This window comes from Candidatus Erwinia haradaeae (assembly GCF_900698935.1).
GTDB lineage: Bacteria > Pseudomonadota > Gammaproteobacteria > Enterobacterales > Enterobacteriaceae > Erwinia_E > Erwinia_E haradaeae_D.
Window position 1 is genome coordinate 1042966 of record NZ_LR217715.1, and the last position, 14562, is coordinate 1057527.

General features: G+C 33.6%; 9 protein-coding genes and 1 tRNA gene. 3 read left to right on the forward strand and 7 right to left on the reverse strand.

Annotation, left to right across the window (positions count from 1 at the left end):
* Nucleotides 1–261: 261 nt before the first annotated feature.
* The 6 genes from ffh to serC form a co-directional block, all read right to left on the reverse strand.
* The gene (ffh, locus tag ERCIKOCA2762_RS03330) at nucleotides 262–1623 is read right to left on the reverse strand and encodes a signal recognition particle protein (protein ID WP_157988740.1); all 1362 of its coding nucleotides are present in this window, start codon (nucleotides 1621–1623) and stop codon (nucleotides 262–264) included.
* Nucleotides 1624–2564: 941 nt separating this feature from the next.
* A tRNA-Ile gene (locus tag ERCIKOCA2762_RS03335) sits at nucleotides 2565–2638 on the reverse strand.
* A gap of 697 nt (nucleotides 2639–3335) precedes the next feature.
* On the reverse strand, nucleotides 3336–4637 hold the full coding sequence (tilS, locus tag ERCIKOCA2762_RS03340; RefSeq protein WP_157988741.1) for a tRNA lysidine(34) synthetase TilS: 1302 nt from the start codon (nucleotides 4635–4637) through the stop codon (nucleotides 3336–3338).
* 446 nt (nucleotides 4638–5083) lie between these two features.
* Entirely contained in the window at nucleotides 5084–6760 is a 1677-nt protein-coding gene (gene rpsA, locus ERCIKOCA2762_RS03345; RefSeq protein ID WP_157988742.1) for a 30S ribosomal protein S1, read from the reverse strand.
* Between the two features lie 159 nt (nucleotides 6761–6919).
* Entirely contained in the window at nucleotides 6920–7606 is a 687-nt protein-coding gene (cmk, locus tag ERCIKOCA2762_RS03350) for a (d)CMP kinase (protein WP_157988743.1), read from the reverse strand.
* 389 nt (nucleotides 7607–7995) lie between these two features.
* Complete coding sequence (serC, locus tag ERCIKOCA2762_RS03355) at nucleotides 7996–9084, reverse strand: 3-phosphoserine/phosphohydroxythreonine transaminase (RefSeq protein ID WP_157988744.1); 1089 nt, start codon at nucleotides 9082–9084, stop codon at nucleotides 7996–7998.
* Nucleotides 9085–9636: 552 nt separating this feature from the next.
* On the opposite strand from serC, the gene hemW reads away from it, so the two are divergent.
* From hemW to tsaC, 3 genes are all read left to right on the forward strand, one after another.
* On the forward strand, nucleotides 9637–10773 hold the full coding sequence (gene hemW, locus ERCIKOCA2762_RS03360; RefSeq protein ID WP_157988745.1) for a radical SAM family heme chaperone HemW: 1137 nt from the start codon (nucleotides 9637–9639) through the stop codon (nucleotides 10771–10773).
* 633 nt (nucleotides 10774–11406) lie between these two features.
* Nucleotides 11407–11880 carry a DUF494 family protein gene (locus tag ERCIKOCA2762_RS03365; protein WP_157988816.1) on the forward strand — a complete coding sequence of 158 codons (474 nt, stop codon included), beginning with the start codon at nucleotides 11407–11409 and terminating at the stop codon, nucleotides 11878–11880.
* Nucleotides 11881–12500: 620 nt separating this feature from the next.
* Entirely contained in the window at nucleotides 12501–13061 is a 561-nt protein-coding gene (tsaC, locus tag ERCIKOCA2762_RS03370) for an L-threonylcarbamoyladenylate synthase type 1 TsaC (protein WP_157988746.1), read from the forward strand.
* 408 nt (nucleotides 13062–13469) lie between these two features.
* On the opposite strand, the gene rppH is transcribed toward tsaC, so the two are convergent.
* A complete protein-coding gene (gene rppH, locus ERCIKOCA2762_RS03375) occupies nucleotides 13470–13952 on the reverse strand; it encodes an RNA pyrophosphohydrolase (protein WP_157988817.1) in 483 nt (160 codons plus the stop codon).
* Nucleotides 13953–14562 lie beyond the last annotated feature (610 nt).

Genomic DNA, 14562 nt, shown 5'->3' on the forward strand with positions numbered 1-14562 from the left:
TTTTTATAGTATTAGTTAGCGAGAAAGGTAATAAGATGTCATGTTATGGTATAGCGCATCCATAATTTAAGAAGAGAAAAAACATCAACCTTAAAATTAAAAAAAAGAAATATGAAGAGTATTCAATGTTTTGCGTACATAAAAATTTTTATGATATAAAAATTATATAAATATCTATTTGGTAGAATCTTACATTGAGCATTGCGGTGAGTATATTAAAATATAGCTATATTTTCTCAACATACAATTATATAGAGATTTCTAATGTTTAGAAAAACTAGACGGCATTATTTCCTGTATTTTACGCATCATGCTTGTTGCCCCGCCTTGTTTAACCTTTTTCATAAGAGTTTGCATGTCATAAAACTGTTTTAAAAATTGATTGATATCTTGGACAGACAAGCCTGATCCTGATGCAATACGGCGCTTACGAGATCCTTTAATAATTTCAGGATGAGAACGTTCAATATACGTCATAGACTTTATGATAGCTTCCATTCGTTGCAGTGATGCATCATTTAACTGAGCTTTAACGATATCTGGAAGGTTGATCATTCCTGGTAACTTTTCGATTAAGTTCACCATTCCACCCATTTTACGTAATTGTTTTAATTGCTCTAAAAAATCATTGAGGTTAAAAGTATGATTTTTCTTAAATGAATGAGATAATTTTTTTGCTGTTTTATGATCTATCTTACGCTCAATCTCTTCAATGAGAGATAACATATCGCCCATTCCTAATATACGTGATGCAATACGTTCTGGATAAAAAGGTTCTAGTGTTTCAATTTTTTCTCCTGTCCCTATAAACTTAATTGGTTTACCAGTCACATGGCGCATCGAAAGCGCCGCGCCTCCCCGTGCATCGCTGTCTACTTTAGTAAGTATTATACCTGTTAATGGAAGAGCGGCGCTAAATTCTTTAGCTACATTTACCGCATCCTGGCCAATCATAGCATCAACTACTAATAAGGTCTCTATAGGCTGTATAGCTACACATATGTCATGGAGTTCTCTCATCATAAAATCATGAGTATGCAAGCGACCAGCAGTATCTACTAATAATACATCATAAAATTTCAGTTGAGCATGATGCAAGGCATTTTTAGCAATATTTACCGGTGTCTCATTGACATCTGATGGATAAAAATCGACATCGATCTGTTCTGTTATGATCTCTAATTGTTTGATCGCTGCAGGGCGATAGATATCAGTAGAAACTGTAAGTATCTTTTTATTATATTGATGATGTAAAAATTTTCCAAGCTTTCCAACGCTAGTTGTTTTACCCATTCCTTGCTGACCTGCTATTAATACTACTGCTGGAGGAGTGGTTTTTAAATTTAGAGTGTAATTTTTTTCACCCATCGCTACAATGAGTTCTTTTTTTACAATCTTGAGTAATTCTTGGCCTGGAGTGAAATCATGGTGCACGATATGATTCAGTGCACGTTCTTTAACGCTATCAATAAACGCACGCACCACTGAAAGAGCAACGTCTGCTTCTAACAACGCTATATGGACTTGCTTTAACGTGCTTTTAATATTTTCTTCAGTTAATCTGCCACGCCCGACCACTTTGCGCAGAGCGGTTGAAAGATTATTAGTTAAATTCTTAAACATTATCTTGCACTACCCCTCAAAACAGAAGATTAGTTGATACTTTAATCACTTAAATTATATACTGATCATATAATTTAATAAATTTTAATCTATCATCTATTCAGTATAAAAATCTCAATACACAACAAATATGATGTCTCATGATTGATACGATACGATGGATAAAGATTTTTATCTTCATTTGTAAAAAAGAGAGTCTGTGTCTCAATATAATGATTATAACAAGCAGTCTAAGAATATGTACTTTAACTATATGTCTCAAATTTTTTGTAGTTTCTAACAATACACTCGACATTACTTTTATGAATATCAAGTACGAGTGCTAGTTCAACTAACACCACTATTATAGAAAGAGTCATATGAAAATTTCTTCAATATTCTAATAAGAATTGATTTTTTAATAAATTGAAATTCTTAAAAAATTAGTTAAAACATAACATATTCAAATGAGCATTTTATATTATAATATTGTCTTTTAACTTAACCGAATGTCTTTATAATTATATATTATTAGTTATATCTTTACGTATGCAATACTTCATCACATCGATACAAGAAATGCACTATGATTATTTTTTTAAAAAATTATAAGTGAAGTTCATACTGAACTTAAAAGAAATATGGATATACAATCACTATTCAGTATTTTTATTTTTAAAACCAATATATAGGATATAGGAAATGAAAGTATAAAAAACGCTATCGTTATGCGATTGACCTACATGAGCCGATCCATCTTTTTAAGATCAAAAATTAAAAACTATAACTAAAAGTATTCTAAGTATTTATTATTTGGCATAGATAGTTGTAAATCATATTATTGAATGTTTTTCCGCTCTGACCTAAAATGCTACGGTGTAGCATGTGAAGTTTTTGGTATAAAAATATATTAATAAATATGTGATTGTCAATGCATTTTTAGTTTATATAGTTAACGGTTGTGGCCCCTGCTGGATTTGAACCAGCGACCAAGCGATTATGAGTCGCCTGCTCTGACCGCCTGAGCTAAGGGGCCGTAAAAACATAATTTTATATGCATACTTTTTTGTTCATATAATGCATATAACTCGCATGCAAGAATATAACATTGATTATGCATATACACAAGCTGAAAGAGAATTTGACCTTTTTATTTTGTACGCTTTGAAAATTAATATATGTATTCAGATAGCTTATTGTGTTCAATTTGATACATGTTAATTATTTCTAATGATCCACATGACTAGGAGATATTTTTTATTATGTATTTAACAGTTATAAAGTCATTTAACATGACAGCGCGAGGATATCACTGCATTTTTTTAGAACATGGTCATTTATTGTAAAAGATATAGCGTATGCAAACTTAAAGCATGATCAAGGTTAAAATTTATACAATAATGAATATATTCATCATTATCTTAATCATGATTTAAGATATATACACCATATTTTAGCATAATGCATAACTGTGTAACATCTTGTCATTTTTACTAAAATATCCATATCACATCTGGTTTTATAGTGATTATAGGTAACTTTTATATAGTTTCTAAAAACAAGAAATTAATAATCTGCTTGTACAATTTACAAAAATAAATAAAAAGATTATAACATATAACATCTTGCATGATCAATTCCATCAAAATTGTTTTTGTATGATCTCTAGATCTAGAGTGCAATACTTACATGTTGCTTCACTTATCTCTGATATACTTTTGTGTCATCTATTCTTACACTAAACCAATATTCCACGTTTCTTGAACTAATTGAGTCGCTCCATCTACTGTCACAAAAACCCCAAGAGCAGTAATTAGCAAGTTATCATAAAAAATTAATGGAATTCTCTCACGTTTCCAAGGCGGAATATCGTATTCCTGCCATAGCTTTTTAAGTGAACGACTACCTACACGACCATAAACATAAAATACACCTTGAGCTTTGAAACATATACGCACTTGTGTGTAAAACGAAGGACGACGTATTTGAATACCATGTAAACACTGTTGGATCTGTCCTATTCCGTCTGGAAGTATTAAGGTATTCCATGGATATTTCCATATTAGTTGGTAATGTTTTAATGATTTTTGGAGTGGCAACCAATATAAACGATCGCGAAAACGCCGCACTTCATTATTGCCTATTTGTAAACGTGGATTAGCGTCTTTACGGCTACAGGCGACTTGTGTCCATAGATGTTGTAAAGTGGAATAAGATGGCATGCAACCTTTCCGATATTCGATCCATCGTCTCAATAATGCAAAACATCGAAACCTGCTCATAACTTGTAGTGGAGTAATGTGTAACGATTGAGATTCATCCATTAGCGTATGCAGTGATTCTATAAGATATTCATCTAGTAGTCTTTCTTGGTCTCTACAAAGTTGTGCGCTACGTGAAACAGTACGAGAAAAGTGAGGCCAACGTTGCTTAAGTAGTGGCATCACTTTTAAGCGTAAAAAATTGCGATCATAACGCACATCCTGATTACTTGGATCTACGATCCAAGTAAGTTTATGCTGATAAGCCCACTTTTCTAATTCTAGTCTATTATTAGTTAAAAATGGCCGTATATGACGATTGTTGCCATACAATTGTATTGGTGCCATACCAGAGAGTCCAGTTGGTCCACTCCCCCGTTTTAAAGCTAGCATAAAGGTTTCGCTTTGATCATCTTGATGTTGTGCTGTTACTAAAGTTTCTTCTGGTTTCATGGTTTGATATATAGCCAGATAACGAACCTGACGGGCTGCTGCTTCAATGCCTTGTTTATGCTGAGTATTGACTTGTACTTTGCGTATAATTAGAGGGACTTTCCAATTCTCACATTGTTTTTTACAGTGCATCGCCCAGCTATCAGCAAGATTATTTAGGTTGTGGTTGATGTGTACTACTCTAATTTTTAAAAGAGATTGTTCTTTGTTTAATGTGATTATTTGATGTAAGAGAACAGTGGAGTCAAGTCCTCCACTGTAGGCGATCATAAGAGCGTGTTCATTGATCAGTAAATTTTTCAGATTAGCAATCGCAGACATTATCCATCTTCCTAATTTACAATCATAAAAAAGATAACAGGATGTTAAATATTTACATATTGGACAGCTTATAATTTATTCATATAGTTCATTGTCATTACAGATTCTAATATAGTCAGATAGAGTTCCATGCTCATTCATGCTTTATTTTATTATCTGCTATTTTATCAATTAGATACTTTAAAAACATGAGAGTCAGATCGATTAATGTTTTTGTCTCCATAGTCATGTCAATAATGAATTAAAATATTTTATGCGAGATGGGAGGGGAATAATCCCATATTCTGCAGTATTTCTCCTGGTGTATATTCACATCTTTCTTAGAAAGATGTGAATATCGACTCACTATTCTTTTAATCAATTCTAATTTTGTCATAATTTTTTTTCATGATGCGATGGAATCTGTTATCACAACCAGTCGGTATTGATGCAGTTAATGTTGCATCTCAATCACTTTTTGCAGCTTTAAAAGCCTCTACCATCGCGTTCGCAAAACTTTTTTCTTCTGGTTTATGGCTAACAGAATTGGTGTTTGCTTCTTTTATTTCACCTGGCTCTTTAGACCGCATGGATAGCCCCACTACACGATTTTTGCGATCTACGCTAGTAAATTTCGCAGAAATAGAATCTCCTGCTTTAATTAACAGATGTTTACCTTCGAGTATCTCATAGCCTTCTTCGGAAGAAGAAATATAACCATCTACGCCATCATGTAATTTTACTGCAATACCCTTAGAGTCAACTGTAGTCACTGTACCATGTAAAATGGTGCCTTTTTTGTTACTAGATAAGTAAACACTGAAGGGATCTTCTACTAACTGTTTCACACCTAAAGAAATTCTTTCTCTTTCTGCATCAACCTGCAAAACCACTGTGGAGATATCGTCGCCTTTTTTATAGTCGCGCACTGCTTCTTCTCCTGAAGCATTCCAGGATATGTCAGATAGGTGAACTAAACCATCAATACCGCCTTCAAGGCCGATAAAAATTCCAAAATCTGTAATCGATTTAATTTTACCATCAACACGATCATTTTTATTATAAGTTTCTGCAAATTTCTGCCAAGGATTGATTTGACATTGTTTTAAACCTAAAGAAATACGACGACGTTCTTCGTCAATATCTAACACCATGACTTCTACTTTATCACATACGTTAACGATTTTAGATGGATGTATATTTTTATTAGTCCAATCCATTTCTGAAACATGGACTAAGCCTTCTACACCCTCTTCAATTTCCACAAAGCACCCATAGTCAGCTAAATTTGTCACACGACCAGTAAGCTTAGTGCCTTCTGGGTAACGTTTGGCAATCGCTACCCAGGGATCTTCTCCAAGCTGCTTTAAACCTAAAGATACACGTGTTCTTTCACGATCAAATTTAAGAATTTTAACTTTGATTTCATCACCCACCATTACAATTTCACTTGGATGTTTCACGCGTCTCCAAGCCATATCAGTGATGTGTAATAAACCATCTACACCGCCCAAATCGACAAAGGCACCGTAGTCGGTTAAATTTTTAACGACACCTAATATTTCTATCCCTTCTTGGAGGCTTGCCAATAAATGATCACGTTCCGCACTATGCTCCGATTCAATAACCGCACGACGAGATACAACAACGTTATTTCGTTTTTGATCTAGTTTTATAACCTTAAACTCTAAGTCTTTTCCTTCTAAGTGAAGTGTGTCACGAACCGGACGTACATCCACTAGTGACCCCGGTAGAAAAGCACGAATCCCAGTTAACTCAACTGTAAACCCGCCTTTTACTTTCCCATTAATAATACCTACAACTGTTTCACTTTGTTCATAAGCTTTTTCTAGTACAATCCAAGATTCATAGCGCTTTGCTTTTTCACGTGAGAGAATTGTTTCCCCAAAACCATCTTCCACAGCATCTAAAGCAACATCTACTTGGTCACCAACCTGAATTTCTAGGTTCCCAGCTGCATTTTTAAATTGTTCTACAGAGATTGTGGATTCTGATTTTAAACCTGCATCTACCAAAACAACATCTTTATCAATCGATATTACAGTACCACGAATAATAGAACCTGGTTTAGTTTCAATTGTTTTTAGAGATTCTTCAAAAAGTTGAGCAAAAGATTCAATCATATTAATAGTCTTCAGGATTCTGTAAGCAAACAACCACTAGTCTTCCTAACGAGTTGGTGTATTATGTATAATCTATGGCATCCATTACCTTATAGAGTGAAATATTCTTATTTTTTTAGAGATATTTTCTTCCAAAATATTAAGTTATATAGCTGAGGTTCATCCTTTAGTGAATTGAGCATGCGTATAATGTAGCGCTACCTCGACTACTGTCTGTATTGACATACGGCTGGAATCAATAATTAAAGCATCGTCTGTTATAACAAGCGGTGCAGCAGATCGATGTAAATCACGTTCATCTCGTTCTTGTATCTGAGATAAAAGCTGATTAAAATTAACACTAACACCACTTTCCTGCAACTGTAGCATACGTCGGTGAGTACGTGCTTTAGTATTCGCATTAAGAAAAATTTTTACAGGGGCGTCTGGAAACACTATGGTGCCCATATCACGTCCTTCAGCGATAAGACCAGGGAATACACGAAAATCACGTTGAAAGTTGAGTATTTTTTGGCGCAAGCGAGGAAATGGTGCGATTCGAGATGCTATATCACTAGTTTGTGGATCATAAATGGCCATAGAAATATCACGACCTTTTAAAATTACTTTTATTGCCTGATCTTTAGGGATGACGTGTAAGTGCATCAGATGAGAAACTAATGGAATCAGTGCCCCTTCAGAGTTGGTGTCTACTTGATCATATAAAGCTAATATAGCTAAAGATCGATAAATAACACCAGAGTGTAGAGTATGCCATTTTAGTTTTTTTGACAGCTCTCTACATAACGTTCCCTTTCCTGCCCCACTAGGACCATCAATAGTGATTACAGGAGGTTTAGTTATCATTATGTATCTCTTCTTTAGAATATGATATGAGTTATTTCATGTGTTTATCAAAAATTTCTTAAGATATATTATACTTTTTTATGCAATAAATATGGTGTTATTTATAATTTAAATAGAATATTACCACATACAAGAATAGATTTCTCATTAGATATTATTCGACTGTAACAGAGTACGTGTATATTTAATCAATTTTATTTGAAACATGCCTGTCATTCTCGCTACATAATGATTCAAATCTTAATAATTATACAAACTTTTCAAATCATGAAATCAGCTTGTATGAACAAACACGAATTACTATAAGTCTAGTACCACTATATATATATTTTTTATTGAGTTGCAGAATTACATAATCTTCTTTATTTACTTGAGATAGCATGTAAATGTTAATTATAATAACGCTTTTCAAAATCAATCATAAAATTCGTTAACATCTCTACTCCAGAAAATGGCATAGCATTATACAGAGATGCTCGCATGCCTCCTGTTATCTTATGACCCTTTAAAGCATGTAATCCAGCAGAAAATGATTTTTCTAGAAATAGTGTGTTTAATGCATAATCAGAAAGATGAAATGGTACATTCGTACGTGAACGATTACCAATCGCCACATTATTATGATAAAGATCGCTGGTATCAATGATGTGATATAACAGTTCTGCTTTAGCTTTATTTTGCTTAGATAATTCCGTAATTCCTCCTTGTTTTTTTAACCACTTAAACACTAAACCAGATACATACCATGCAAAAGTAGGAGGGGTGTTAAACATCGAATGATTATCAGATAATACTTTATAATTCAGAATAGAAGGCGCATCATGGCGTGCCTGCCCTAGAAGATCTTCATTGATGATCACTAATGTTAAACCTGCAGGACCAATATTTTTCTGTGCTCCCGCGTATAAAAGCCCGTATCGGTTAACATCAATAGGTAGAGACAGGATTGTAGAGGAACAATCAGCTACTACAATTTTTTTACCAAAATTAGGTGTTTCGTAAATAGCAATACCTTCAATAGTTTCATTCGGGCAATAGTGAACATACGCAGCATCATTTGAGAGTGTCCAATGATGCATTGGGATAATAGATTCTCGACCTTGTATTGTCACTTTTGCATTAATCACATTAGGTTTGCAATATTTTTTTGCCTCGCTAATGGCGCTTTGTGCCCAATAGCCACTATCAATGTAATCTGCTGTATTTTTTTTGCCTAATAAATTTAATGGAATGGCCGCAAATTGTCCACGAGCCCCTCCGTGACAAAATAAAACTTTATAGTTAAATGGTATTTTTAGTAAATCACGTAAATCTTTTTCAGTTTCTTCAGCAAGCTGAAGGAATTCCTTACTACGATGGCTGATTTCCATCACAGAGCTGCCTATGCCCTTCCAATTTGTGAGTTCTTTTTGAGCCTCTCTAAGGACATCTACGGGCAGCATAGAGGGACCAGCACTAAAATTAAAAATTTGATGCATTTTCCCTGATTCTCCTTTTGAATTTTGAATTTTTGGCTCTTTGTATGAAAATATAATTATAACCATCAGGTATTAATAATATTTCTGGCATTGTAAAATACGCAAATAATATTATTTTAAAAATATCGAAAAACCGACTGAATCTCTGTCAATATTACAAATTACAAAATAATCTTGCTATACCTCAATGTTTTTTTATGTTTGTTTTTTAATGCATATATTTTAAATGAAATTAGTCAGATTGCGTATAACTCGTATGGTTATTATTGTCCTATGTTATTCAAATTTATTTTGAATATAGGTAGTTTGTTATACAATATTATTTTCTGATTAATTCGAATATCAATTTCATGCACTTTTTTACACACAGATGGTTTTTTATTTTTTTCAAAAATAAATCGTATATATATTCAACATTATAAATATGTTTACTAAAATTAATGTCTATTAATACATTATTTTCCATGCATAATGAACATGAATTTGTAGAATAAGACACATACATATCTTTTATGATCTATAGATATATCAATACTTTATTGACGGATAAATATGCTAACCCTTCCTAATTTAGGTTTATATATTCATATTCCTTGGTGTCTTAAGAAATGCGCATACTGTGATTTTAATTCTTATGCGTTGGAAATGGAGATACCAATCAATGATTACATATCTCATCTATTTAACGATCTGTATTTTGACCTTCCTTTAATCTCTGGTCGGAAGATTCATACAATATTTATTGGCGGAGGAACACCTAGCTTGCTCAATAGTGAAGCTGTACAACTATTGCTTGATGGAGTTCGCACTCGTTTAGAATTATCCAAACAAGCAGAAATTACCATTGAGGTAAATCCAGGGGTATTAGAAACAGATCGGTTGAGTGGATATCAAAACGCCGGTGTAAATCGTATCTCCATTGGTGTTCAAAGTTTTCAGAAAAGTAGCTTGCAAAATCTAGGTCGCACATATACTCCACATGAAGCAAAAAGAGCAGTGCAAACAACCGCCTCTCTTGGTTTGCGTAGTTTCAATCTTGACCTAATGTATGGATTACCAAATCAATTGCTAGCAAACGCACTAAATGATTTAGACTTAGCAATATGTTTTAACCCACCACATTTATCATGGTATCAATTAATGATTGAACCGCATACATTGTTTTTTGCACACCCTCCACAACTTCCACATGAAGATCAGTTATGGGACATATTTGAACAAGGACATAAATTACTTGGTGCGGCTGGTTATCAGAGGTATGAGGTTTCATCGTACTCTAAACCTGATATGTATTGCGAGCACAACTTAAATTATTGGAGATTTGGAGATTATATAGGTATCGGTTGTGGGGCACATGGAAAGTTAACTCAACTGAATGGTACTATTATTCGCACTAGCAAGACTCGTCATCCACGTAAATTTATGTCTGGTAATTATCGCAGTAAGATCTGTGAAGTAAGCAATAACGCCAAACCACTGGAATTTTTTATGAACAGATTTCGCCTGTTAGAAGCGATGCCTCGTAGTGAGTTTATACGCTGTACTGGGCTTGCAGAAGATCATATTCGCGCTCCTATAGATCGCGCTATTCAAGAAGGTTATATTATAGAGACTAGTACATTTTGGCAGATAACTACTAAGGGGATGTTATTCCTAAATTCTCTCTTGGAGTTATTTTTAACGGATTAACAATTGATTCCTGTTAATTTCAAAACTATATGCATTAGTATTTAATCATGTCTTGATGCTCAATGCAATGCAAAATAATTTTCATACAACACAGTATATACTAAGGAATACAAATAATGAAATTTGTCTTTTTTGTATTTTGTATATGAGAGCAGCTCAAACTCAGTGCATTATATTGAATGCTACTTTATCATTTTTGGCATATCGCAGACAGAGTAATAGTCATATCATATGTCATATAAATGACATATTTAAGAGGGTGCGGAATAGATCTAAAGTAATTAAGATTATTTACAAATTTAGAGAACATTCCAGATCTGGCTCATGGCTCATGGCTCAAGGTAATCTGTTCTCTTTTTATACAAAAAAATTATAAAGTTTTGTAAAATTACTGCTAATTACAGAAATACCATGCTGCGATAATATCTTGTATAATGCGTTATTGCCTTTTTTCTATGTGTTAGTTAACGTAGGGCGGTAAGTGAAGGTTTGCTAAAAGCATAGCTTAACGCATTAACTCGCTTCTCCTAGCTCTTTTAGAAAAAATAAAAAAATAAGCTGATGACGTTAGGGTTGATGTATATGATGTGTCATTTATGCCCAGCGGCTGTATCGGATGAAGGAGGGCATGCCATGTTTGATGTTCTGATGTACTTGTTTGAAATCTATATTTATAATCAAGTAGACATGCGAATTGATCAGGATCAGTTAACGGATGATTTATCTACTGTTGGATTTCAGCGTAATGATATTTATAATGCCTTGCATTGGTTAGAAAAACTAGCAGACTATCAAGAGGGAAAAGCGTCTCCGGTTTTTTTAAATGCTCATCCTTTTTCTGCACGAATTTACACACAAGAAGAGAAGCAGAGATTGGATGTTGATTGTCGTGGCTTTCTATGGTTCTTAGAAAACACTCAGGTATTAAATTTAGAAACACGTGAAATGGTGATTGAACGTATTATGGCACTTGATACGTTAGAGTTTAATTTAGATGACTTAAAATGGGTAGTTCTGATGGTGCTTTTTAATATTCCTGGATGCGAAAATGCTTACCAAAAAATGGAAGAATTACTCTTTGATATTCATAAAGGTATAATACATTAAATACTGTATATATTAAGAATATTTCATATGTAAAAGATTGAGATTATGATGGCGCATTCTTACGCCTTTCGATGAAAATATCGCTTCAATTACAATCATCTCAATTAGAGAATAGCCAACAATAGTTTATTTGTGACTAGACTATTGTTAAGGTTGTTCTGTCTGTCTCATGTACTACGAAGTACATATTATTTATTCTATAGCATCTTAATATATCTGCTTTATGCAATAATGTTTTTGCTTTATATAATGATGATTAGAGCAATGTATAGCATCATATATATTAGAGATAGAAAGTAAATATACACATACCAGTATTTTCAGGGAGAGATGATACCTAAATAGGCGCATTACCTAAACCTGAGTAGTTGTACATCCATGAAGCAATTCAAATACTATGTATGTGAGATATCTTTAATGATGATTTTATCATGCAGGATGCAGATTTCTATCCATTATCCATATTTTCTAACGGGTATTTTACCATATGTTCTTAAAAATGTATTTCAATCATGTTGTATGACATGGTATGTGACATGATGTTGTATAGAATACACTGATATTTTTTCATTTTAAGTATACTAAACTCCTGTAAGTCACTGGCTATTATTGGAGTTATCATGGGCATTGTGATTCATTCACTAGAAGAATGTGTGAAATATTTAGATAATTCAGAGGTGATTTCTTACCCCACTGAAGCAGTTTTTGGGCTGGGCTGTAATCCCAATAGCAAAAAAGCAGTCATGCGACTATTATCATTAAAGCGTCGCTCTGTTCAGAAAGGTTTAATTTTAATTGCTGCTGATTATAACCAACTCACCCCCTGGGTCGCTGATGAACAATTATCACCTGCTCAAAAAACTCTGATGTTTTCTAAATGGCCGGGACCAATGACATGGATCCTGCCAGCGCGTAGTACAACGCCATATTGGTTGACTGGCAACTTCTCTACACTAGCAGTGCGTGTGAGTAATCATCCTGCTGTAATTGACTTATGTGTTGCATATGGGAGACCATTGGTGTCAACTAGTGCTAATATCGCTAATTTCCCCCCTTGTCGTCATGTAAGTGAAGTGCTCGACCATTTTGGAAATGATGTTCCGGTATTTGCAGGAGAAACGGGAGGTCGGAAGAAACCGTCTCCAATATGTAATATACTTACTGGTGAATATGTTCGTTGAAAAGGAATCATCATAAGGAATCATCATACTGATGGAAAAGTATATTGAGATGAATCGACATGAGAGGTTTTCTTCATTATATAATCCGATTGATTATGCAGTGTCTATAAGAATTTAAGTGCAGTTTATAGTTTATAATAGTTCAGTTTTTCTATGTTTTCTGAGTTGATGTATTCAATTAAAGAGTCATATTAAAAATCGAAAATATTTTATTGTGCTTTTCAATTTTTGTTGATGTGACATAAAATATATGAAAATAAATCTACTAATAAAAATTTCAGTAATGAAAGAAAATTTCAATTTTGTCTAACTTGGAATGTAAAATAAATACGTTATCTACCTGCCTACCAACTGTCGTAGTAGATTACTCTTAAATATTCAGATTTAATTCAGATATGTTGTAAAAATCTACAAAGTAAACAATTTTCTAGAAAATTCTGTCATCATTTGGCGATACGCGCATTTTTTGAATGAGACGACGTGACGCATGGGATACCAGTAACTCACCCATCTCCAGCTATCGAATTCTGGAGATTGACTCTTTTTTATATTAATATTAATAGCTTTTTCATTACATAATAATTTCAAAAGATACCACTTTTGTTTTTGTCCAATACAAAGTGGTTTAATGTGCCAACGAACCAACCCTAAAGGCAGCTTATATTTCACCCAATGATGACTTTCAGATACTATGTTGACATCTGCTTGAGTTAAACCAACTTCTTCAAATAATTCACGGTACATAGCTGTTTGTGTAGTTTCGTTTGTGTACACCCCTCCCTGAGGGAACTGCCACGAATGTTGACCAGTACGCTTCGCCCATAACACTTGTTCATTTTTGTTGTAAATTACCATACCAACATTGAGACGGTAGCCATTAGTGTCAATCACTGATGGGATCTTGCAAGACGCATTCTGAGTATGCATATTCTTTTATATTAGTCAAGGGTTAAAGTGTTTTTTATTGCTGGATACAACATCATTTTACGGCACAGTATACTATAAAACAGAGACACAATCTGTGGTATATGAATCATACTTGAGACAATATTATTGTAATGGGCTAAAAGACTAAAATTAGAAAATTGGCACCTAATATGTTAGCAAAATACTTGCTTAACTTTTTGAATATTTATGCTGATACATGGATATTATCTATGTGCTATTTGTTTTTAAAATACAGTCCTTTAGTAAGTCTATACCATATTTGCGATTCATGAAGATATGAATAGGTTAAGATTTTAGGATTAGGATTAGGATTAGGAGGCTAGTGTTGAGTTTTGGTGTGTGTGGGTGGTTTTACGACAAAGTGTTGCTGAAATAGAAGTTGCGTTATAGTGCAGAAGAGTAAAAATATTTATCGCGCTATAACTAAGGTTGACACATTTACCTAATGCTCATGCAAGGTAAAATGTTATTTTTGTTTATATACCAGAAAACCACAAGTAATACACAGCTAGTAATCTGTTCAAAATGTTTTATTAACCAACTATAAAGAGAC